The 21,442-nt window shown below is 52.5% G+C and carries 21 protein-coding genes; 11 read left to right on the forward strand and 10 right to left on the reverse strand.

Features of this window, described 5'->3' with window-relative positions:
* Window positions 1-2 precede the first annotated feature (2 nt).
* The 6 genes from RTW80_RS31530 (at window position 3) to glxK (ending at window position 6,502) form a co-directional block, all read left to right on the forward strand.
* Complete coding sequence (locus RTW80_RS31530; protein WP_003032489.1) at window positions 3-59, forward strand: IS1 family transposase; 57 nt, start codon at window positions 3-5, stop codon at window positions 57-59.
* Entirely contained in the window at window positions 52-933 is an 882-nt protein-coding gene (gene glxR, locus RTW80_RS19330; protein WP_409415304.1) for a 2-hydroxy-3-oxopropionate reductase, read from the forward strand. The genes RTW80_RS31530 and glxR overlap by 8 nt, the downstream gene beginning before the upstream one ends.
* 168 nt (window positions 934-1,101) lie before the next feature.
* Window positions 1,102-2,556, forward strand: coding sequence for an allantoin transporter (locus RTW80_RS19335; protein WP_032247712.1), 1,455 nt, complete (start codon window positions 1,102-1,104; stop codon window positions 2,554-2,556).
* A gap of 59 nt (window positions 2,557-2,615) precedes the next feature.
* Entirely contained in the window at window positions 2,616-3,977 is a 1,362-nt protein-coding gene (gene allB / locus RTW80_RS19340; protein WP_063119225.1) for an allantoinase AllB, read from the forward strand.
* Between the two features lie 56 nt (window positions 3,978-4,033).
* The gene (locus RTW80_RS19345; RefSeq protein WP_001302767.1) at window positions 4,034-5,335 is read left to right on the forward strand and encodes a uracil/xanthine transporter; all 1,302 of its coding nucleotides are present in this window, start codon (window positions 4,034-4,036) and stop codon (window positions 5,333-5,335) included.
* A gap of 21 nt (window positions 5,336-5,356) precedes the next feature.
* On the forward strand, window positions 5,357-6,502 hold the full coding sequence (glxK, locus tag RTW80_RS19350; RefSeq protein ID WP_000706343.1) for a glycerate 3-kinase: 1,146 nt from the start codon (window positions 5,357-5,359) through the stop codon (window positions 6,500-6,502).
* Window positions 6,503-6,729: 227 nt separating this feature from the next.
* Here glxK and allE read toward each other — a convergent pair whose 3' ends face one another.
* Genes allE through allD form a run of 3 tightly spaced genes read right to left on the reverse strand, consistent with a single transcriptional unit; the run spans window position 6,730 to window position 9,832 of the window.
* Window positions 6,730-7,515 (reverse strand): (S)-ureidoglycine aminohydrolase, encoded by a 786-nt coding sequence (gene allE, locus RTW80_RS19355; protein ID WP_000540963.1) that lies wholly within the window; start codon window positions 7,513-7,515, stop codon window positions 6,730-6,732.
* Between the two features lie 10 nt (window positions 7,516-7,525).
* Window positions 7,526-8,761 carry an allantoate deiminase gene (gene allC, locus RTW80_RS19360; protein ID WP_001490892.1) on the reverse strand — a complete coding sequence of 412 codons (1,236 nt, stop codon included), beginning with the start codon at window positions 8,759-8,761 and terminating at the stop codon, window positions 7,526-7,528.
* A gap of 21 nt (window positions 8,762-8,782) precedes the next feature.
* Entirely contained in the window at window positions 8,783-9,832 is a 1,050-nt protein-coding gene (gene allD / locus RTW80_RS19365; RefSeq protein WP_000703912.1) for an ureidoglycolate dehydrogenase, read from the reverse strand.
* Window positions 9,833-10,148: 316 nt separating this feature from the next.
* On the opposite strand from allD, the gene RTW80_RS19370 reads away from it, so the two are divergent.
* Genes RTW80_RS19370 through RTW80_RS19385 form a run of 4 tightly spaced genes read left to right on the forward strand, consistent with a single transcriptional unit; the run spans window position 10,149 to window position 14,801 of the window.
* Window positions 10,149-11,816, forward strand: a complete 1,668-nt coding sequence (locus RTW80_RS19370) for an acyl-CoA synthetase FdrA (RefSeq protein ID WP_000580817.1) — start codon at window positions 10,149-10,151, stop codon at window positions 11,814-11,816.
* A gap of 9 nt (window positions 11,817-11,825) precedes the next feature.
* The gene (locus RTW80_RS19375; RefSeq protein ID WP_000495380.1) at window positions 11,826-13,085 is read left to right on the forward strand and encodes a DUF1116 domain-containing protein; all 1,260 of its coding nucleotides are present in this window, start codon (window positions 11,826-11,828) and stop codon (window positions 13,083-13,085) included.
* A 10-nt stretch (window positions 13,086-13,095) separates the two neighbouring features.
* On the forward strand, window positions 13,096-13,911 hold the full coding sequence (locus RTW80_RS19380; RefSeq protein WP_312719897.1) for a DUF2877 domain-containing protein: 816 nt from the start codon (window positions 13,096-13,098) through the stop codon (window positions 13,909-13,911).
* Window positions 13,908-14,801 (forward strand): carbamate kinase, encoded by an 894-nt coding sequence (locus RTW80_RS19385; RefSeq protein ID WP_000855388.1) that lies wholly within the window; start codon window positions 13,908-13,910, stop codon window positions 14,799-14,801. The genes RTW80_RS19380 and RTW80_RS19385 overlap by 4 nt, the downstream gene beginning before the upstream one ends.
* Window positions 14,802-14,939: 138 nt before the next feature.
* Here the strand turns inward: RTW80_RS19385 and purK are convergent, their stop codons facing one another.
* The 4 genes from purK to ppiB form a co-directional block, all read right to left on the reverse strand.
* Window positions 14,940-16,007: a 5-(carboxyamino)imidazole ribonucleotide synthase gene (gene purK, locus RTW80_RS19390; protein WP_312719899.1), complete on the reverse strand. Its 1,068-nt coding sequence runs from the start codon at window positions 16,005-16,007 to the stop codon at window positions 14,940-14,942.
* The gene (gene purE / locus RTW80_RS19395) at window positions 16,004-16,513 is read right to left on the reverse strand and encodes a 5-(carboxyamino)imidazole ribonucleotide mutase (RefSeq protein ID WP_001295318.1); all 510 of its coding nucleotides are present in this window, start codon (window positions 16,511-16,513) and stop codon (window positions 16,004-16,006) included. Before purE ends, purK begins: the two co-directional genes overlap by 4 nt.
* A gap of 117 nt (window positions 16,514-16,630) precedes the next feature.
* The gene (lpxH, locus tag RTW80_RS19400; protein ID WP_063119089.1) at window positions 16,631-17,353 is read right to left on the reverse strand and encodes a UDP-2,3-diacylglucosamine diphosphatase; all 723 of its coding nucleotides are present in this window, start codon (window positions 17,351-17,353) and stop codon (window positions 16,631-16,633) included.
* 2 nt (window positions 17,354-17,355) lie between these two features.
* The gene (gene ppiB, locus RTW80_RS19405) at window positions 17,356-17,850 is read right to left on the reverse strand and encodes a peptidylprolyl isomerase B (protein ID WP_000255997.1); all 495 of its coding nucleotides are present in this window, start codon (window positions 17,848-17,850) and stop codon (window positions 17,356-17,358) included.
* Between the two features lie 173 nt (window positions 17,851-18,023).
* Between ppiB and cysS the strand changes: the two genes are divergently transcribed.
* Window positions 18,024-19,409 carry a cysteine--tRNA ligase gene (gene cysS, locus RTW80_RS19410; protein WP_000912345.1) on the forward strand — a complete coding sequence of 462 codons (1,386 nt, stop codon included), beginning with the start codon at window positions 18,024-18,026 and terminating at the stop codon, window positions 19,407-19,409.
* A gap of 35 nt (window positions 19,410-19,444) precedes the next feature.
* Here cysS and RTW80_RS19415 read toward each other — a convergent pair whose 3' ends face one another.
* The 3 genes from RTW80_RS19415 to folD all read right to left on the reverse strand — a co-directional run bounded on the left by RTW80_RS19415 (window position 19,445) and on the right by folD (window position 21,154).
* Window positions 19,445-19,966, reverse strand: a complete 522-nt coding sequence (locus RTW80_RS19415) for a metal-dependent hydrolase (RefSeq protein ID WP_001143542.1) — start codon at window positions 19,964-19,966, stop codon at window positions 19,445-19,447.
* Between the two features lie 107 nt (window positions 19,967-20,073).
* A complete protein-coding gene (gene ybcJ, locus RTW80_RS19420) occupies window positions 20,074-20,286 on the reverse strand; it encodes a ribosome-associated protein YbcJ (protein WP_000190293.1) in 213 nt (70 codons plus the stop codon).
* 1 nt (window position 20,287) lies between these two features.
* Entirely contained in the window at window positions 20,288-21,154 is an 867-nt protein-coding gene (gene folD, locus RTW80_RS19425; protein ID WP_000729155.1) for a bifunctional methylenetetrahydrofolate dehydrogenase/methenyltetrahydrofolate cyclohydrolase FolD, read from the reverse strand.
* Window positions 21,155-21,442: the final 288 nt, after the last annotated feature.

Consider the following 21,442-nt stretch of genomic DNA (forward strand, 5'->3'; position numbering starts at 1 on the left):
CGGTGGAGCTGCATGACAAAGTCATCGGGCATTATCTGAACATAAAACACTATCAATAAGTTGGAGTCATTACCCTTAGGCATTATGGGTACACCGATGGCCATTAATCTGGCGCGTGCCGGTCATCAATTACATGTCACGACCATTGGACCGGTTGCTGATGAATTACTGTCACTGGGTGCCGTCAGTGTTGAAACTGCTCGCCAGGTAACGGAAGCATCGGACATCATTTTTATTATGGTGCCGGACACACCTCAGGTTGAAGAAGTTCTGTTCGGTGAAAATGGTTGTACCAAAGCCTCGCTGAAGGGCAAAACCATTGTTGATATGAGCTCCATTTCCCCGATTGAAACTAAGCGTTTCGCTCGTCAGGTGAATGAACTGGGCGGCGATTATCTCGATGCGCCAGTCTCCGGCGGTGAAATCGGTGCGCGTGAAGGGACGTTGTCGATTATGGTTGGCGGTGATGAAGCGGTATTTGAACGTGTTAAACCGCTGTTTGAACTGCTCGGTAAAAATATCACCCTCGTGGGCGGTAACGGCGATGGTCAAACCTGCAAAGTGGCAAATCAGATTATCGTGGCGCTCAATATTGAAGCGGTTTCTGAAGCCCTGCTATTTGCTTCAAAAGCCGGTGCGGACCCGGTACGTGTGCGCCAGGCGCTGATGGGCGGCTTTGCTTCCTCACGTATTCTGGAAGTTCATGGCGAGCGTATGATTAAACGCACCTTTAATCCGGGCTTCAAAATCGCTCTGCACCAGAAAGATCTCAACCTGGCACTGCAAAGTGCGAAAGCACTTGCGCTGAACCTGCCAAACACTGCGACCTGCCAGGAGTTATTTAATACCTGTGCGGCAAACGGTGGCAGCCAGTTGGATCACTCTGCGTTAGTGCAGGCGCTGGAATTAATGGCTAACCATAAACTGGCCTGATACCCGCAATAAAAATGGCCGATATCAGAAAATGAATCGGCCAGCAATATTAAAAAAGAAAGCAGCCAAAGATGTTGCTTCAGTATTAAAAATAATATTTTTATTTTATTTGTTCCTCATAGCTAGATTAAAACAACGTTATTCGATACGTGAAATTAAGAGGGATTTATGGAACATCAGAGAAAACTATTCCAGCAACGCGGCTATAGCGAAGATCTATTGCCGAAAACGCAAAGCCAGCGGACCTGGAAAACATTTAACTATTTTACCTTATGGATGGGTTCGGTTCATAACGTTCCCAATTATGTGATGGTCGGCGGCTTTTTTATTCTCGGCTTGTCTACCTTTAGTATTATGCTGGCAATTATCCTCAGCGCCTTTTTCATTGCCGCGGTAATGGTATTAAACGGTGCTGCGGGCAGTAAATACGGTGTGCCTTTTGCCATGATCCTGCGTGCTTCTTACGGTGTACGTGGTGCACTGTTTCCCGGATTATTAAGGGGCGGAATTGCCGCCATCATGTGGTTTGGTTTGCAATGTTACGCGGGGTCACTGGCCTGCTTGATTCTGATTGGCAAAATCTGGCCGGGATTTTTAACTCTCGGTGGTGATTTCACTCTGTTAGGCCTTTCTCTACCGGGCTTAATTACTTTCTTAATCTTCTGGCTGGTCAACGTTGGTATAGGTTTTGGCGGTGGCAAAGTTTTAAATAAATTCACTGCCATTCTTAACCCGTGCATCTATATCGTTTTCGGCGGTATGGCGATTTGGGCGATTTCACTGGTCGGGATCGGTCCAATCTTTGACTACATTCCGAGCGGTATTCAGAAAGCAGAAAACGGTGGCTTCCTGTTCCTGGTGGTGATTAACGCGGTAGTTGCGGTCTGGGCGGCACCGGCGGTGAGCGCATCCGACTTTACGCAAAACGCCCACTCGTTTCGTGAGCAGGCGCTGGGGCAAACGCTGGGTTTAGTTGTGGCCTATATTCTGTTTGCGGTCGCCGGGGTATGTATTATTGCCGGAGCCAGTATTCACTACGGCGCTGATACCTGGAACGTGCTGGATATTGTTCAGCGTTGGGACAGCCTGTTCGCCTCGTTCTTTGCGGTACTGGTTATTCTGATGACAACTATCTCCACTAACGCGACCGGTAATATTATTCCAGCCGGTTATCAGATTGCCGCCATTGCACCGACAAAACTGACCTATAAAAACGGCGTACTGATTGCCAGTATTATCAGCTTGCTGATCTGCCCGTGGAAATTAATGGAAAATCAGGACAGCATTTATCTTTTCCTCGATATTATCGGCGGAATGCTTGGTCCGGTAATTGGTGTCATGATGGCGCATTATTTTGTGGTGATGCGCGGACAAATTAATCTTGATGAACTGTATACCGCACCTGGCGATTATAAATATTACGATAACGGTTTTAACCTCACTGCGTTTTCAGTAACTCTGGTGGCCGTTATTTTATCTCTTGGCGGTAAGTTTATTCACTTTATGGAACCGTTATCGCGTGTTTCATGGTTTGTCGGCGTCATCGTCGCCTTTGCGGCCTACGCCTTATTAAAGAAATGTACAACAGCAGAAAAAACAGGAGAGCAAAAAACCATAGGTTAATTAATCCCGATATTGAACATTGAGTTAAAAACCAATCTGTATTTTACAAGGAGTTTGTTATGTCTTTTGATTTAATCATTAAAAACGGCACCGTTATTTTAGAAAACGAAGCTCGCGTTGTAGATATCGCCGTTAAAGGCGGAAAAATTGCTGCTATCGGTCAGGATCTGGGCGATGCAAAAGAAGTTATAGATGCGTCTGGTCTGGTGGTTTCGCCGGGCATGGTTGATGCGCACACCCATATTTCTGAACCGGGTCGTAGCCACTGGGAAGGTTATGAAACCGGTACTCGCGCAGCGGCAAAAGGTGGTATCACCACCATGATCGAAATGCCGCTCAACCAGCTGCCTGCAACGGTTGACCGTGCTTCAATTGAACTGAAGTTCGATGCCGCTAAAGGCAAGCTGACTATCGATGCGGCACAACTCGGTGGCCTGGTGTCTTACAACATTGATCGTCTGCATGAGTTGGATGAAGTGGGCGTTGTCGGCTTCAAATGCTTCGTTGCGACCTGTGGCGATCGCGGTATCGACAACGACTTCCGTGATGTAAACGACTGGCAGTTCTTCAAAGGTGCGCAGAAGCTGGGCGAACTGGGGCAGCCGGTGCTGGTGCACTGCGAAAACGCGCTGATCTGTGATGCACTGGGCGAAGAAGCGAAAAGTGAAGGTCGCGTAACTGCCCATGACTATGTGGCTTCGCGTCCGGTATTTACCGAAGTGGAAGCGATTCGCCGCGTACTGTACCTGGCGAAAGTTGCCGGTTGCCGTCTGCACATTTGCCATATCAGCAGCCCAGAAGGTGTTGAAGAAGTGACTCGTGCACGTCAGGAAGGTCAGGATGTTACTTGTGAATCCTGCCCGCATTACTTTGTACTGGATACCGATCAGTTCGAAGAAATCGGTACTCTGGCGAAGTGTTCACCGCCGATCCGCGATCTGGAAAACCAGAAAGGCATGTGGGAAAAACTGTTTAACGGTGAAATCGACTGCCTGGTTTCCGACCACTCACCATGCCCTCCGGAAATGAAAGCCGGCAACATCATGGAAGCATGGGGCGGTATTGCCGGTCTGCAAAACTGTATGGACGTGATGTTCGATGAAGCGGTACAGAAACGCGGAATGTCTCTGCCAATGTTCGGCAAATTAATGGCGACTAACGCAGCAGATATTTTCGGTCTGCAGCAAAAAGGCCGTATCGCCCCAGGAAAAGATGCCGACTTCGTCTTCATTCAGCCGAATAGCAGCTATGTTCTTACCAATGACGATCTGGAATATCGCCACAAAGTCAGCCCGTATGTTGGCCGTACCATTGGCGCGCGTATCACGAAAACCATCTTACGTGGTGATGTGATTTACGACATTGAACAGGGCTTCCCTGTTGCGCCGAAAGGTCAATTTATCCTTAAACATCAGCAGTAATCTGGCCCCTGCAATGCCCGTCCTTGCGGCGGGCATTCTCCGGTTAAGGTGTGTTTATGTTCAATTTTGCAGTCAGCCGCGAAAGCCTGTTATCAGGATTTCAGTGGTTTTTCTTTATTTTTTGCAACACGGTTGTGGTTCCTCCTACGCTACTTTCTGCTTTTCAGTTGCCGCAAAGTAGCCTGCTTACGCTCACGCAATATGCTTTTCTTGCTACCGCACTGGCCTGCTTCGCTCAGGCGTTCTGCGGTCATCGTCGCGCTATTATGGAAGGGCCGGGTGGCCTGTGGTGGGGAACCATCCTTACTATCACCCTTGGCGAAGCATCGCGCGGGACACCGATCAACGATATCGCTACCAGTCTGGCGGTGGGGATTGCACTCTCCGGCGTGCTGACGATGTTGATTGGTTTTAGCGGATTAGGCCATCGCCTGGCACGGTTATTTACGCCGTCGGTGATGGTCTTGTTTATGTTGATGCTGGGCGCGCAGCTGACCACTATCTTTTTCAAAGGTATGCTCGGGCTGCCGTTTGGCATAGCCGACCCAAATTTTAAAATTCAGTTACCACCGTTCGCGCTCTCGGTGGCGGTGATGTGCCTGGTACTGGCGATGATTATCTTTCTGCCGCAACGTTTTGCCCGTTATGGCCTGCTGGTCGGTACGATAACCGGCTGGTTGTTGTGGTACTTTTGCTTTCCTTCTTCGCATTCGCTCTCCGGTGAGTTGCACTGGCAGTGGTTCCCGCTCGGCAGTGGCGGTGCTTTGTCGCCGGGAATTATTCTGACGGCGGTGATTACAGGTCTGGTGAATATCAGCAATACCTACGGTGCGATTCGGGGCACGGATGTTTTTTATCCGCAGCAGGGCGCGGGGAATACGCGTTATCGTCGTAGCTTTGTGGCGACCGGATTTATGACGCTGATAACCGTACCGCTGGCGGTAATTCCATTTTCACCGTTTGTTTCATCCATTGGTTTATTAACCCAGACTGGCGATTACACGCGGCGTTCGTTTATTTATGGCAGCGTTATTTGCCTGCTGGTGGCGCTGGTTCCGGCACTCACACGACTGTTTTGCAGTATCCCTTTACCCGTGAGTAGCGCGGTCATGCTGGTTTCTTATCTGCCTTTACTCTTTTCCGCGCTGGTGTTTAGCCAGCAAATAACCTTTACCGCTCGCAATATTTATCGACTCGCATTGCCGTTATTTGTCGGCATATTTTTAATGGCATTACCGCCTGTGTATCTGCAAGACCTTCCATTAACGCTGCGTCCTCTGCTCAGTAACGGCTTATTGGTCGGGATTTTACTGGCTGTTCTTATGGATAATCTTATTCCGTGGGAACGCATCGAATAATTTGTTGAAAAAGGATTGATAATGAAGATTGTCATTGCGCCAGACTCTTTTAAAGAGAGCTTAAGTGCAGAAAAATGTTGCCAGGCAATTAAAGCCGGGTTTTCGACCCTCTTTCCCGATGCGCACTATATCTGTTTGCCGATAGCGGATGGCGGCGAAGGAACGGTGGATGCGATGGTCGCCGCGACGGGCGGCAACATCGTGACGCTTGAAGTCTGCGGGCCGATGGGCGAAACAGTGAATGCTTTTTATGGCCTTACCGGCGACGGGAAAACGGCGGTGATTGAGATGGCGGCAGCAAGTGGCCTGATGCTGGTCGCGCCTGAAAAGCGTAATCCGTTGCTGGCCTCCAGTTTTGGTACGGGGGAGTTAATTCGTCATGCGCTGGATAACGGCATTCGCCATATTATTCTCGGCATTGGCGGCAGTGCGACGGTCGACGGCGGTATGGGCATGGCGCAGGCGCTCGGTGTGCGTTTCCTTGATGCCGACGGTCAGGTGCTGGTGGCTAACGGCGGTAATTTAGCGCGCGTGGCAAGCATTGAGATGGATGAATGCGATCCGCGTCTGGCGAATTGCCATATTGAAGTAGCATGTGACGTTGATAACCCGCTGGTAGGGGCACGCGGCGCGGCGGCGGTGTTTGGCCCGCAAAAAGGGGCAACGCCGGAAATGGTCGAAGAGCTGGAACAGGGGCTGCAAAATTACGCCCGTGTTTTACAACAGCAAACTGAAATCAACGTCTGCCAGATGGCGGGCGGCGGCGCTGCGGGCGGTATGGGTATTGCGGCGGCGGTATTTCTCAATGCGGATATTAAACCAGGTATTGAGATTGTGTTGAATGCGGTCAATCTTGCGCAGGCAGTGCAGGGCGCAGCACTGGTGATTACCGGGGAAGGGCGCATCGACTCGCAAACGGCAGGCGGTAAAGCGCCGCTGGGTGTGGCGTCGGTGGCGAAGCAGTTTAATGTACCGGTGATTGGGATTGCTGGCGTATTGGGTGATGGCGTGGAAGTGGTGCACCAGTATGGCATTGATGCGGTATTCAGCATTTTGCCACGTCTGGCACCTTTAGCCGAAGTACTCGCCAGCGGTGAAATCAATCTCTTCAACAGCGCGCGAAATATTGCCTGCGCCATTAAAATAGGTCAGGGAATTAAAAACTGACTCTTGCCTTTAAAGCGGATGCTATTTATTTCGTATAAGAGCGCAGTACTCATGCCGGATGCGGCATGAGTACTATATCCTTCCTGAAAATCGCGCAAATTCTATATATTGCAGAGATCATGTAGGCCTGATAAGCGAAGCGCATCAGGCAATGTTACAAAAAAAGCCACGGTATAAACCGTGGCAAAATCCAACATAGCTAAAAATAATCAGGCGAGTGGTATGACTTAAATCTCTACGTCGCGGTTGCAATCTTTCGAGTAAATATAGCTGAACGCTTCACCACGCCCTACACCATAACCAGCCTGTAAAGAATAAGCGCCCATAAAGATGTAATCGCCTTTTTTCACCGGGATCCAGTTATTGTCGAGGTTATAAACCCCCTGACCGGAAAGAATATAGGCACCGTGTTCCTGAACATGTGTTTCGATATAACCGTGGCTGGCACCTGGTGCAAAAGAGAGGATATGCATGTTCATATCAAAACCTAACTCTTTGGGCAGAAAATCCAGCAGGATCACATCATCCATACCTTCATAGTGAATGCGTTCCAGTTCGCTGGCATTGCCAGAAACCAGCCACGGTGCATGGCCTTCTACCGGAACATAGCGGCGCTTATATAAAAAGATTTGGCTGTCTTCGGCCTGGGCGTTAACAAACGTCATTAAGGAGCCTGGCGGGCAATAAAGATAGCCACCTTCGCTTAAGGCAAATGTTTTGCCTTCGGCTTTGGCAGTGATATTTCCAGTGATCACATACAGGAACGTTTCAATGCCTTCGCCACCGAAGCCCTGTTGGTTGCCGCCGTTTTGATGCAGTGTGACCAGATAATCAACAAAAGAGGCACCCAGCTTTGGCGTGGAGAGGATTGTCGCGTCACAATTTTCAAAGCCCGGAATAATATTTTTTACCAGACCGTCCGGGGTTAACAGTGCGAAATTACCGTGTTTCACAATCGCACGGTTAGCCAGTAAATCATCGCGGTAACCGGTGACGTTATTTAAATATCCCATTTATGACTCCTTATTTCTGCCAGGCAAGTTGATAAAGCATGAGTGCCAACGTTTTGACCCCTTCGGCAAGGTCGGTAATATTGGTGCGTTCCGCCGGGTTATGGCTGATCCCGTTGATGCTGGGAATGAAAATCATGCAGGTCGGCACGCGAGGCGCGAAAATTTGCGCGTCGTGCCCGGCACCACTGTGCATCACCCGGTAATTCAGTTTTTCACTTTCACACAATTCTGTCAGGGTGGCGACCAGGTCCTTATTCATCGGCACGGGTTCTTCGTCCATCCATAAATCGATATCAATACCAATGTCCATTTCATCGCAAATCGCCCGCATGTCGTTTTCTAACTGTTGGGTGAAATCACGCAGCACGGCGGCGTCGGTATGACGACAATCAATGGTGAACGTGGTTTTACCCGGCACCACATTCACCGTATTCGGGCGCGGCTCTACTTTCCCAAAGGTCAGAACCAGCGGATCGCCCATCTTTTTCGCTTTTTCGATCGACTGATGGCAAATGCGACTGAAAGCGTAAACCGTATCACGACGATAACCCATCGGCGTGGTGCCTGCATGGTTTGATTCGCCGTTCAGCGTCACCGTATAGCGACGTTGCCCGACAATTGCATTCACCACGCCAATTGATTGCCCATTACTTTCCAGCACACAGCCCTGTTCGATATGCAGTTCGACAAAGGCTTTAATATCCTGACGCGGAGTTAGCGGGGCGTCCGGCAGAGTAAATCCGCAAGCCTTCATCGCATCGACAAAACTATTTCCTTTGGCATCACAGATATTCCGCACGTCGTCAGGATTCGCCAGCCCAAAGATATTTTTACTGCCCCAGAAGACATACGGGAAGCGGCTGCCTTCTTCTTCTGCCATCGCCACCACTTCGACCGTACGTAACGGTGCGCCGTATTGCGTTTTCAGCCAGTCAATTGCCAGCCACGCCGCCAGCGCGCCGAATTGCCCGTCGAGGTTACCGCCGTTAACCACGGTATCGATATGCGAACCGCTCAGAATCACTTCCTGTGGATATTCGGTACCATTCAGGCGACCGTATAAATTCCCTACTTCATCGAAACGTGTTTCCAGCCCACTTGCTGCCATTCTTTTTTTAAATTGCTGCTGGGTTTCCAGCCATTCCGGCGAATAAAGTAAACGGGTCATCCCACCCGTTGGGTCAGCGCCAAAAGAGGAAAGCCAGGGCAGCGCTTCTTCTATGGCTTGACGAAAATGTGTAATCATAAGAAAGTCCTGTCTCAATAATTATTGCGCAAAGGGATTTTTCGTTTCGTATGACGTGTTATAAAGCGCGTCGGAAATTAAATACTGGTAAATATCATCAACAATTTCGATGCCTTCGACGGCGGCTTTGCGTTGTTTAATATCCTGATCCTGTCCGGGATAATAAACTTGGTTAAAACCGGGCGCGGGGGTAATGGCATTTAATTCGCGCATGGTCTGGCTAAGATGTTGACGGAATAATTCGCTGGAGGAGAAAAAGTTCGGGTTAATAACTAAATGTAATTGCCCCAAATTACGCCCGGCGTGTAAATCGTCATACATCGAACTAACCTGTCGCCCGAACGGTAAGCCGAGTAAGACGCCTGAGAGGACGTCAATCATCATCATCAGGCCATACCCTTTCGGCCCGGCGGCGGGGAGCAGAGCATGTACCGCGAACGGATCGGTTGTTGGTGCACCGTTTTTATCGACCGCCCAGGTATCCGGGATAGACATATTACGCGAGCGGGCGTCGAGCACTTTTCCCCATGCCTGTACGGTAGTCGCCATATCAAAGGTAAGGATCTCGTCGCCTTCTCCCGGCGCGGCAAAGGCCAGTGGGTTAGTACCGTAGTAAATTTCCGCGCCGCCAAACGGCACCACCATTGGATCGGACTGGCACATCGAAATGCCAATTAATCCGGCGCGGGCTGCCTGCTGCACAAAATAAGAGATTGCGCCGCTGTGACCCATCCGGCTGATACCGACCACCGCAACGCCATTTTGCTGGGCGGTTTTGATGGCATGTTCCATACCCATTTTCGCCGCGACCTGTCCGGCGGCATTGTCGGCATGTAAAATTGCCGAGCACGGCCCGGTTTCCTCAAGACGAAACTCCGGTTCGCGGTTGGTGCCGCCTTTTGAAATGCGTTCCGCGTAGTATTCCACGCGCACCGCGCCATGAGAGTGGATCCCTCTGGCATCGGCGTAAACCAATACTTCAGCCACGGTTGCAGCGTGCTCACGTTTTAACCCAGCCTGGCAGAGTTTATTCTCAATTAGCTGGTGGAGTGTTTCCCGACTGATTTTCATCTGTCTTCCTTTTTAACGACGGTGTGAAGCATGACTGCAATTAACATACAGGGAAAATATCTGGATTATGTGATCCAGACAGGCAAAAAAATATAGTTAGAATTTATTTGATAATCCGCTCGCTTTTAACCTGGTTTTTAAAAAAACCACGCTTATTAAAAAATAACACGTAATAGCATGGCGGTTATTTGAATTCTTTTGTTAATAATCCCTGTGTGATATTCATCACCTTATTTACCCGTTGTCATCGATACCGTAATCGCCACATTAACACTGCTCGTGCAATTGCCATGGGTGCAATTTTTAAGGAGTTGTTATGATCCACGCCTTTATTAAAAAAGGGTGTTTTCAGGATTCGGTCAGTTTAATGATTATTTCACGAAAACTCAGCGAATCAGAAAATGTTGATGATGTTTCCGTAATGATGGGTACGCCCGCCAATAAAGCGTTATTAGATACCACAGGTTTCTGGCATGACGATTTTAATAACGCCACGCCGAACGATATTTGCGTGGCAATTCGTAGCGAAGCGGCGGATGCGGGGATCGCGCAGGCGATTATGCAGCAGCTTGAAGAGGCGCTAAAACAACTGGCGCAGGGGGCAGGCAGCAGCCAGGCGTTGACGCAGGTGCGTCGCTGGGACAGTGCCTGTCAGAAATTACCCGACGCCAGTCTGGCGCTGATTTCAGTGGCTGGTGAGTATGCGGCGGAGCTGGCGAACCAGGCGCTGGATCGCAACCTCAACGTGATGATGTTCTCCGATAACGTCACGCTGGAAGATGAAATCCAACTTAAAACCCGCGCGCGGGAAAAAGGCTTGCTGGTGATGGGGCCGGACTGCGGTACATCGATGATTGCCGGCACGCCGCTGGCTTTTGCTAACGTGATGCCGGAAGGCAACATTGGCGTCATTGGCGCTTCCGGTACCGGGATTCAGGAGCTGTGCTCGCAGATTGCGCTGGCAGGGGAGGGAATTACTCACGCGATTGGCCTTGGCGGGCGCGACCTCAGCCGTGAAGTAGGCGGCATCAGTGCGCTGACGGCGCTGGAAATGCTCAGTGCAGACGAGAAAAGCGAAGTGCTGGCATTTGTTTCAAAACCGCCTGCCGAAGCTGTGCGTCTGAAAATTGTTAATGCCATGAAAGCAACCGGCAAACCGACGGTGGCGCTGTTTTTAGGTTATACCCCGGCGGTGGCCCGCGACGAGAATGTCTGGTTTGCCTCCTCGCTGGATGAGGCCGCACGCCTGGCTTGCCTGCTTTCACGTGTCACGGCGCGACGTAACGCAATAGCGCCTGTCAGCAGCGGATTTATTTGCGGTTTGTATACCGGCGGTACGCTGGCTGCCGAAGCGGCGGGATTACTTGCTGGACACCTTGGCGTGGAAGCCGACGATACCCATCATCACGGCATGATGCTCGACGCCGATGGTCACCAGATTATTGACCTCGGCGATGATTTCTACACCGTCGGGCGTCCCCATCCGATGATCGACCCAGCCTTACGCAACCAGTTAATTGCCGATCTCGGCGCTAAACCGCAAGTGCGCGTATTGCTGCTTGATGTCGTGATTGGCTTCGGTGCGACCGCCGATCCTGCCGCCTCGCTGGTAAGCGCCTGGCAAAAAGCATGTGCCGCGCGTTCAGACAATCAACCACTGTATGCCATTGCCACGGTGACAGGCACTGAACGTGACCCGCAATGCCGCTCGCAGCAAATCGCCACGCTGGAAGATGCAGGGATCGCGGTAGTGAGTTCGCTGCCGGAAGCCACCTTGCTGGCGGCGGCACTGATTCGTCCGCTTTCGCCTGCCACTCAGCAACACACACCGTCATTACTGGAAAACGTCGCCGTGATTAACATCGGATTACGCAGCTTTGCGCTGGAGCTACAAAGCGCCAGCAAACCGGTTGTGCATTACCAATGGTCGCCAGTCGCCGGCGGCAATAAAAAACTGGCTCGTTTATTAGAACGTTTGCAATAAGGGGTTCCCATGTTTACATCAGTAGCGCAAGCCAATGCTGCGGTTATCGAACAAATTCGTCGCGCTCGTCCACACTGGCTGGATGTGCAACCGGCTTCTTCACTTATCAGCGAACTAAACGAGGGCAAAACACTGCTTCACGCCGGGCCGCCAATGCGCTGGCAGGAGATGACCGGACCCATGAAAGGGGCGTGCGTGGGCGCATGTCTGTTCGAAGGCTGGGTGAAAGATGAAGCGCAGGCGCTGGCAATACTGGAGCAGGGGGAAGTGAACTTCATTCCTTGTCACCATGTGAATGCCGTCGGTCCAATGGGCGGTATTACTTCTGCCAGTATGCCGATGCTGGTGGTCGAGAACGTGACCGACGGCAACCGGGCGTACTGCAACCTCAACGAAGGTATCGGCAAAGTGATGCGTTTTGGCGCTTACGGCGAAGATGTCCTGACTCGCCATCGCTGGATGCGCGATGTGTTAATGCCAGTATTAAGCGCGGCGCTGGGGCGCATGGAGCGCGGTATCGATCTCACGGCGATGATGGCGCAGGGCATTACGATGGGCGATGAGTTCCATCAACGCAATATTGCTTCCTCTGCACTGTTAATGCGTGCGCTGGCCCCACAAATTGCTCGCCTCGATCATGATAAACAGCACATCGCCGAAGTGATGGATTTCCTCAGCGTGACCGATCAGTTCTTCCTCAACCTCGCGATGGCTTACTGCAAGGCGGCGATGGATGCTGGCGCGATGATCCGCGCAGGCAGCATCGTCACGGCAATGACCCGCAACGGCAATATGTTCGGGATTCGGGTAAGCGGGCTGGGCGAACGCTGGTTTACTGCGCCTGTAAACACTCCGCAAGGTCTGTTTTTCACCGGCTTCTCGCAGGAGCAGGCGAACCCGGATATGGGCGATAGCGCGATTACCGAAACCTTTGGTATCGGAGGTGCGGCAATGATCGCAGCGCCTGGCGTAACGCGCTTTGTCGGTGCGGGTGGCATGGAAGCGGCCAGAGCGGTATCTGAAGAGATGGCGGAAATTTACCTTGAGCGCAATATGCAGTTGCAGATCCCAGGCTGGGATTTTCAGGGCGCGTGCCTGGGACTGGACATTCGTCGCGTGGTAGAAACCGGCATTACGCCACTCATCAATACCGGTATCGCCCATAAAGAGGCGGGGATCGGGCAGATTGGCGCAGGCACTGTGCGGGCACCGCTGGCGTGTTTTGAACAGGCGCTGGAAGCACTGGCTGAAAGCATGGGGATTGGTTGAGGAACGCGCAATGACGATCATCCATCCTCTGCTTGCCAGTAGTAGCGCACCGAATTATCGCCAGTCCTGGCGGTTAGCGGGAGTGTGGCGGCGGGCGATTAACCTGATGACGGAAAGCGGCGAACTGTTAACGCTGCATCGTCAGGGTAGTGGTTTCGGCCCCGGAGGATGGGTGCTTCGCCGCGCGCAATTCGATGCGTTATGCGGTGGATTATGCGGCAATGAACGACCACAGGTTGTGGCTCAAGGGATTCGCCTCGGGCGTTTCACGGTTAAACAGCCACAGCGTTATTGTTTGCTGCGTATTACGCCGCCTGCGCATCCTCAACCGCTTGCAGCTGCATGGATGCAACGCGCGGAGGAAACCGGGCTTTTCGGGCCACTGGCGTTGGCGGCAGGCGATCCGCTGCCTGCTGAGTTACGCCAGTTTCGTCACTGTTTTCAGGCCGCGCTCAATGGCGTTAAGACCGACTGGCGGCACTGGCTGGGTAAAGGCCCCGGATTAACGCCAAGTCATGATGACACGCTGAGCGGAATGCTGCTGGCGGCCTGGTGTTATGGTGCTTTAGATGCGCGCTCCGGTCGCCAGTTTTTTGCCTGTTCCGACAATCTTCAACTCGTTACCACAGCGGTGAGCGTCAGTTATTTACGTTATGCCGCGCAAGGATATTTCGCCTCGCCACTCCTGCACTTTGTCCATGCTCTGAGTTGCCCGAAACGTACCGCTGTTGCGATTGATTCGCTGCTGGCGCTGGGGCATACGTCAGGAGCAGATACACTGCTGGGGTTCTGGCTTGGTCAACAATTATTACAAGGAAAACCATGAAAACACTGGTTGTAGCTCTTGGGGGCAATGCCTTGCTTCAGCGCGGTGAGGCGCTGACGGCAGAAAATCAATATCGCAATATCGCCAGTGCTGTACCTGCGCTGGCGCGCCTGGCCCGTTCTTATCGGCTGGCGATTGTTCACGGCAACGGGCCGCAGGTGGGGCTGCTGGCGTTACAGAATCTGGCGTGGAAAGAAGTGGAACCGTATCCGCTGGATGTGCTGGTGGCAGAAAGTCAGGGGATGATTGGCTATATGCTGGCGCAGAGTTTGAGCGCACAGCCGCAGATGCCGCCTGTCACGACGGTGCTGACGCGCATTGAAGTTTCGCCTGATGATCCGGCGTTTTTGCAGCCAGAGAAGTTTATCGGTCCGGTCTATCAGCCAGAAGAACAAGAGGCACTGGAAGCAGCTTACGGCTGGCAGATGAAACGTGATGGTAAATATTTGCGCCGGGTGGTGGCGTCTCCGCAACCGCGTAAAATTCTCGACAGCGAAGCCATCGAGTTGTTGCTCAAAGAGGGGCATGTGGTGATTTGCAGTGGCGGCGGCGGTGTGCCTGTGACGGAAGATGGGGCAGGGAGTGAAGCGGTGATTGATAAAGATCTCGCTGCTGCGTTGCTCGCTGAGCAGATTAACGCCGATGGGCTGGTGATCCTCACTGATGCTGATGCGGTATATGAAAACTGGGGAACGCCGCAGCAACGCGCCATTCGCCATGCCACACCGGATGAGTTAGCGCCATTTGCCAAAGCCGATGGTTCGATGGGGCCGAAGGTAACGGCGGTGAGTGGTTATGTCAGAAGCCGTGGTAAACCCGCGTGGATTGGGGCGTTATCGCGAATTGAAGAGACGCTGGCGGGCGAAGCGGGGACCTGTATTTCGCTGTAGTGATGAGAGCATCCAGCAATCGGTGCACCATGCCTGATGCGACGCTTGACGCGTCTTATCAGGCCTACAATGGGTACCGGATCGGTGTAGGCCGGATAAGGCTTTCACGCCGCATCCGGCAATCAAATGAGCACCAGGTTAACTGAACTTACTCTGTGCCCACATCACGCCGCTGGCATATTCCGGCGGCAGCAGCGGGATTAAGGCTTCCAGCGTCGCGGACAGACGCGATGTGTCGCTGTCGGTCAAATTCAGATGCCCCACTTTACGGCCCGGACGGACTTCTTTGTCGTACCAGTGCAGATGCACCAGCGGCAGTTTCAGCCAGTCATAATTCACATCGCTACCAATCAGATTGATCATCACCGACGGATTATTCACCACTGGTTGCGGTAACGGCAGATCGGTAATCGCCCGCAGATGCAGCTCAAACTGGCTGATGCTGGCACCGTTTTGTGTCCAGTGACCGCTGTTATGCACACGCGGAGCCAGTTCGTTGATCAGCAGACCTTGCGGGGTGACAAAACACTCCATCGCCATCACGCCCACATAGCCCAGCTCCTGCATAATCGCCGACAGCATCTCTTCGGCTTGCGCCTGCTGCTGTGCGTTGGCCTGCGGAAAAGCGACGCTGGTGCGCAAAATACCGTCCTGATGCAGGTTATGCGTCAGCGGATAAAACACGGTGCTGCCATCAAAGCCGTGCGCGCCAACCAGCGACACTTCACCAGAGAAGTTAATGCCCTGCTCGACAATACATTCGCCGTAACACTCTGCCGGTAACTGTTCGGTTTCATTTGCGCGTAAACGCCATTGACCGCGACCGTCATAACCACCAGTGCGACGCTTAACAATCGCCAGCTCACCTAAACGATCAAACACCGCAGGCCACTCGCTGCGTTCGGCAAGTAACTGCCACGGTGCAGTCGGCAGGTGGAGCTTATCGAAAAGCTGCTTCTGAGTCAGACGGTCAGCAATCATCGGGAACACATCGCGGTTCACAAAGGCCGGATGGCGCGCCAGCTCGCGGGTTAATGCGGTTTCCGGCCAGCGTTCTATCTCAGCGGTAATCACGCTTTGTTGAAAAGGCACCGCCGCCGGTTCAGCGTCCAGCCCGACTGGCCAGACAGCAATGCCTAACGGTTCGCCTGCCTGACGCAGCATACGGCCTAACTGCCCGTTACCGAGGACGCAAACCTGTTTCATGCCGCACCTCGCGGGTCCGGGTTTTCCAGCACTTCGTCGGTCTGGGCTTTGCGCCAGTCATTCAGACGCTGGTGCAGTTCTTTATCATGAGTCGCAAGAATTTGTGCTGCCAGTAACGCCGCGTTTGCCGCGCCAGCTTTACCAATCGCCAGCGTACCCACCGGAATGCCGCGCGGCATTTGTACGATGGAGTAGAGGCTATCGACACCGCTCAGTGCGGCGCTCTGTACTGGCACGCCCAGCACCGGCACCAGCGTTTTGGCGGCAATCATGCCTGGCAGATGCGCTGCGCCGCCTGCGCCCGCAATAATCACCTGATAACCGTTCTCTTCGGCGCTTTCGGCGAAGCTGAACAGTTTATCGGGGGTGCGGTGAGCAGAAACCACTTCAACGTGGTGCGGGACATTCAGGATTTCGAAGATTTCGGCGGCGAACTGCATGGTAGCCCAGTCGCTTTTGGACCCCATCACGATGGCGACACGCGCCGGATTATTGCGGGAAGACATGCGTCTTAAAACTCCTGTGGTGCACAACTCTCGGCTTTAGAGGGCACAGAGAATAGCACGGAAAGAGAGCAAGGAAAACGGTTGCGTGGCTGTGAAATCAGCAAAGTTGCGGGTTTTTTATAACGGAAAATGAATCAGCTCAACGTCATCCGCCGTGACTTTCACCATTGAACCTTCCGTATGCCAGGCACCCAGTACCACGCGAAAAGCAGGTTGCTGATTGGCGATAAGTTCATGCACCGCCGGGCGATGGGTATGCCCGTGGATCAGCCATTGCACCTGATGTTTTTCCATCGCACTGACCACCGCGTTTTGGTTAACGTCCATGATCGCCAGCGATTTACTGCTGTTGGCTTCTTTGCTGTTCGCGCGCATTCGCGCGGCAATGCGTTTGCGCACAAACAACGGCAGGGCGAGGAATAGCGTCTGCAGCCAGGGTTTGTGGACCTTGGCGCGAAAAGCCTGATAACCCGCGTCATCGGTGCACAGCGTGTCGCCATGCATAATCAACACCCGGCGACCATAAAGTTCGAGCACCTTTTCTTCCGGCAATAACGTCATGCCACTTTCACGGGCAAAGCGTTTGCCGAGCAGAAAATCACGGTTGCCATGAATGAAATAACAGGGAACGCCGGAATCGGACACCGCTTTGATCGCCGCCGCCATCTTGCGATGGAGTGGGTTGGGATCGTCGTCGCCAATCCATGCTTCAAACAGATCGCCAAGAATATACAGCGCGTCGGCCTTGCGGGCTTCCCCCGCTAAAAAACGCAGAAAACCGGCGGTGATCGCCGGTTCTTCCACGCAGAGATGAAGATCTGCAATAAAGAGTGTCGCCACGATTACTCGCTAACGGTCACGCTTTCAATGATAACGTCTTCTTTTGGCACGTCCTGGTGCATACCGCTACGACCGGTTGCAACACCTTTGATTTTGTCTACCACGTCCATGCCGTCAACCACTTCAGCAAACACGCAGTAGCCCCAACCTTGCAGGCTTTCGCCAGAGAAGTTCAGGAAGTCGTTATCAACCACGTTGATGAAGAACTGTGCAGTTGCAGAGTGCGGAGCCTGAGTACGTGCCATTGCCAGCGTACCACGGGTATTTTTCAGGCCGTTGTTGGCTTCGTTTTTGATCGGTTCTTTGGTGGCTTTTTGTTTCATGCCCGGTTCAAAACCGCCGCCCTGAATCATAAAGCCGTTGATAACACGGTGGAAAATGGTGTTGTTGTAAAAACCTTCGCGGCAGTAGTCCAGGAAGTTTTTAACTGTTTCAGGTGCTTTATCGTCAAAAGTTTTGATGACAATATCGCCGTGATTGGTGTGGAAAGTAACCATTTTTGCATCCTGTTCCGTTTGATTGGTGCTTCAACCCAGTTCGGGTCATATATAGGGTGGTGTTATAGCATAACCGCACGATCGGATCATCACGCAATGTATGCTGATTCGCGCGGGAAATATGGGTATTATACGCAACTCAATTACCCACACATGTCTAAACGGAATCTTCGATGCTAAAAATCTTCAATACTCTGACACGCCAAAAAGAGGAATTTAAGCCTATTCACGCCGGGGAAGTCGGCATGTACGTGTGTGGAATCACCGTTTACGATCTCTGTCATATCGGTCACGGGCGTACCTTTGTTGCTTTTGACGTGGTTGCGCGCTATCTGCGTTTCCTCGGCTATAAACTGAAGTATGTGCGCAACATTACCGATATCGACGACAAAATCATCAAACGCGCCAATGAAAATGGCGAAAGCTTTGTGGCGCTGGTGGATCGCATGATCGCCGAAATGCACAAAGATTTTGATGCTTTGAACATTCTGCGCCCGGATATGGAGCCGCGCGCGACGCACCATATCGCAGAAATTATTGAACTCACTGAACAACTGATCGCCAAAGGTCACGCTTATGTGGCGGACAACGGCGACGTGATGTTTGACGTCCCGACCGATCCAACTTATGGCGTGCTGTCGCGTCAGGATCTCGACCAGCTGCAGGCTGGCGCGCGCGTTGACGTGGTTGATGACAAACGCAACCCGATGGACTTCGTTCTGTGGAAGATGTCGAAAGAGGGCGAACCGAGCTGGCCGTCTCCGTGGGGCGCGGGTCGTCCTGGCTGGCACATTGAATGTTCGGCCATGAACTGCAAGCAGCTGGGTAACCACTTTGATATCCACGGCGGCGGTTCAGACCTGATGTTCCCGCACCACGAGAACGAAATCGCGCAGTCCACCTGTGCCCATGATGGTCAGTATGTGAACTACTGGATGCACTCCGGAATGGTGATGGTTGACCGCGAGAAGATGTCCAAATCGCTGGGTAACTTCTTTACCGTGCGCGATGTGCTGAAATACTACGACGCGGAAACCGTGCGTTACTTCCTGATGTCGGGCCACTATCGCAGCCAGTTGAACTACAGCGAAGAGAACCTGAAGCAGGCGCGTGCGGCGCTGGAGCGTCTCTACACTGCGCTGCGCGGCACAGATAAAACCGTTGCGCCTGCCGGTGGCGAAGCGTTTGAAGCGCGCTTTATTGAAGCGATGGACGACGATTTCAACACCCCGGAAGCCTATTCCGTACTGTTTGATATGGCGCGTGAAGTAAACCGTCTGAAAGCAGAAGATATGGCAGCGGCGAATGCAATGGCATCTCACCTGCGTAAACTTTCCGCTGTATTGGGCCTGCTGGAGCAAGAACCGGAAGCGTTCCTGCAAAGCGGCGCGCAGGCAGACGACAGCGAAGTGGCTGAGATTGAAGCGTTAATTCAACAGCGTCTGGATGCCCGTAAAGCGAAAGACTGGGCGGCGGCGGATGCGGCGCGTGATCGTCTTAACGAGATGGGGATCGTGCTGGAAGATGGCCCGCAAGGGACCACCTGGCGTCGTAAGTAATTGCGCTATTGCCGGATGCGAGTTTTCGCATCCGGTTATCGTCTGCGCCACCACAACATTCCCATCAGTAGCATCCCCGGCAACCACACCCACATCAATTCAGAAATAATCACCTGATGCCCGTACGGCGTGGTGTAACGAGACAATGCAAACGGCGCGACTTTTATCACCTGCCAGGGAGCGAAAAAGCGTTCATCTGACCACGGCCACAGCCAGCCAACGCCTTTACCGCCAGTGGTTACCGAATCCAGCAAGCTGTGCGATAGCAACGAGACGGTTAAAAACAGCCAGCAGCGAATCAGCCCAGCCCTGAACCATCGGCGTCCAATAAACACACATAACAGCGGGACAACAAACGCAAACACCAGCGAATGGGTAAACCCGCGATGACCAAAAACATTGCCGTAAGCAACGCCAAATTTAAACGACAATACGTCGGCGTCGGGCAGCATCGCCAGGATGATTCCGGCAAATAACAGACGCGGAGGGATGACTTTCGAACCCAACCCTAAACCAATGCATAGGGGAACGGCGGCGTGCGTAATAACGGTTGGCATGATGGTCGCTTCGGCAAAATGTCGATGCTATCAGCATGGATGAACGGGGCGTAGAGGGCAAAAGTCTGAAAAGAGAACCGGCCTGTTGATACAGGCCGGGAAAGGGATCAGGCAACAACCTGTACGCTGTGACCTGCAAAACTCACTGTCTGACCGGCGACGATTTTGCAGCGTTTGCGCGTTTCAACCGCACCGTCGACTTTCACCTGGCCTTCGGAAATCGCGATTTTCGCCTGCGCGCCGCTTTCGCTCCAGCCTTCCAGTTTCAGCAAATCGCACAGCTCAACGTGCGGATGTTTACCTAAAGAAAATGTCGCCATGTTACTCACCCTGTGGATCATGATATTCAACGCACGCCTGAAGCGTGTTTTCAATCAGCGTGGCAACCGTCATCGGGCCAACGCCGCCCGGAACAGGCGTAATGTATGAGGCGCGTTTAGCCGCGTCTTCAAACACGACGTCGCCCACAACTTTGCCATTTTCCAGACGGTTGATGCCGACATCAATCACAATTGCGCCTTCTTTGATCCAGTCACCAGGAATAAAGCCCGGCTTGCCGACGGCAACGATCAACAGATCGGCATTTTCTACGTGGTGACGCAGATTTTTAGTGAAACGGTGAGTCACGGTAGTGGTGCAACCTGCGAGCAACAGTTCCATGCTCATTGGACGACCGACGATATTCGATGCGCCAATCACCACGGCGTTGAGGCCGAAGGTATCAATGTTGTAACGCTCAAGCAGCGTGACGATACCGCGCGGGGTGCAGGGACGCAGACGCGGCGCGCGCTGGCACAGACGACCGACGTTATAAGGATGGAAACCGTCCACGTCTTTGTCCGGATGAATACGTTCCAGCACTTTGACGTTATCAATACCCGCCGGTAACGGCAGTTGAACCAGAATGCCATCGATGGTGTTATCGGCATTCAGCGCATCGATAAGCTCCAACAGCTCCGCTTCGCTGGTGGTTTCCGGGAGGTCATAAGAGCGGGAGACGAACCCGACTTCTTCACAAGCCTTGCGTTTGCTTGCGACATAAATTTGCGATGCAGGGTTACTACCCACCAGCACAACGGCCAGTCCTGGTGCCCGCAGTCCGGCTGCAATACGCGCCTGAACTTTTTGAGCAACTTCAGAGCGCACCTGCTGCGCAATCGTTTTACCGTCAATAATCTTTGCTGCCATCAGAGAGAGGATTCCATCTGTTACGTAGGTCGAAGGGGATGCGCCTATTTTGTCAGAAGCGGGGCGCGCTGTCAGGTTTCGTTTCAGATTTATCGCGTGAAGCGACCTCTTGCGAAGGTGAGGCGCACCGTCGCTGAGGTCGCTGAGATTGAAAGCTTCATTTTTCGTCCATGATGGCGTTGTAAATCTGGAACTGATTTATTTCCTTGTTTAAGGAGGTAATGACTCCAACTTATTGATAGTGTTTTATGTTCAGATAATGCCCGATGACTTTGTCATGCAGCTCCA

The organism is Escherichia sp. AM3, assembly GCF_032029835.1.
In the GTDB taxonomy this organism is placed as follows: Bacteria; Pseudomonadota; Gammaproteobacteria; order Enterobacterales; family Enterobacteriaceae; genus Escherichia; species Escherichia coli.

Excerpts from the sequence above, each read along its gene's own strand:
- RTW80_RS19345 (WP_001302767.1), top strand. The coding sequence starts at position 4,034 with ATGTTCAATTTTGCAGTCAGCCGCGAAAGCCTGTTATCAGGATTTCAG.
- allB (WP_063119225.1), top strand. The coding sequence starts at position 2,616 with ATGTCTTTTGATTTAATCATTAAAAACGGCACCGTTATTTTAGAAAAC.
- purK (WP_312719899.1), bottom strand. The coding sequence starts at position 16,007 with ATGAAACAGGTTTGCGTCCTCGGTAACGGGCAGTTAGGCCGTATGCTG.
- glxK (WP_000706343.1), top strand. The coding sequence starts at position 5,357 with ATGAAGATTGTCATTGCGCCAGACTCTTTTAAAGAGAGCTTAAGTGCA.
- RTW80_RS19375 (WP_000495380.1), top strand. The coding sequence starts at position 11,826 with ATGTTTACATCAGTAGCGCAAGCCAATGCTGCGGTTATCGAACAAATT.
- ybcJ (WP_000190293.1), bottom strand. The coding sequence starts at position 20,286 with ATGGCGACATTTTCTTTAGGTAAACATCCGCACGTTGAGCTGTGCGAT.
- allE (WP_000540963.1), bottom strand. The coding sequence starts at position 7,515 with ATGGGATATTTAAATAACGTCACCGGTTACCGCGATGATTTACTGGCT.
- RTW80_RS19415 (WP_001143542.1), bottom strand. The coding sequence starts at position 19,966 with ATGCCAACCGTTATTACGCACGCCGCCGTTCCCCTATGCATTGGTTTA.
- folD (WP_000729155.1), bottom strand. The coding sequence starts at position 21,154 with ATGGCAGCAAAGATTATTGACGGTAAAACGATTGCGCAGCAGGTGCGC.
- RTW80_RS19335 (WP_032247712.1), top strand. The coding sequence starts at position 1,102 with ATGGAACATCAGAGAAAACTATTCCAGCAACGCGGCTATAGCGAAGAT.
- purE (WP_001295318.1), bottom strand. The coding sequence starts at position 16,513 with ATGTCTTCCCGCAATAATCCGGCGCGTGTCGCCATCGTGATGGGGTCC.
- allD (WP_000703912.1), bottom strand. The coding sequence starts at position 9,832 with ATGAAAATCAGTCGGGAAACACTCCACCAGCTAATTGAGAATAAACTC.
- ppiB (WP_000255997.1), bottom strand. The coding sequence starts at position 17,850 with ATGGTTACTTTCCACACCAATCACGGCGATATTGTCATCAAAACTTTT.
- allC (WP_001490892.1), bottom strand. The coding sequence starts at position 8,761 with ATGATTACACATTTTCGTCAAGCCATAGAAGAAGCGCTGCCCTGGCTT.
- RTW80_RS19380 (WP_312719897.1), top strand. The coding sequence starts at position 13,096 with ATGACGATCATCCATCCTCTGCTTGCCAGTAGTAGCGCACCGAATTAT.
- RTW80_RS19370 (WP_000580817.1), top strand. The coding sequence starts at position 10,149 with ATGATCCACGCCTTTATTAAAAAAGGGTGTTTTCAGGATTCGGTCAGT.
- RTW80_RS19385 (WP_000855388.1), top strand. The coding sequence starts at position 13,908 with ATGAAAACACTGGTTGTAGCTCTTGGGGGCAATGCCTTGCTTCAGCGC.
- cysS (WP_000912345.1), top strand. The coding sequence starts at position 18,024 with ATGCTAAAAATCTTCAATACTCTGACACGCCAAAAAGAGGAATTTAAG.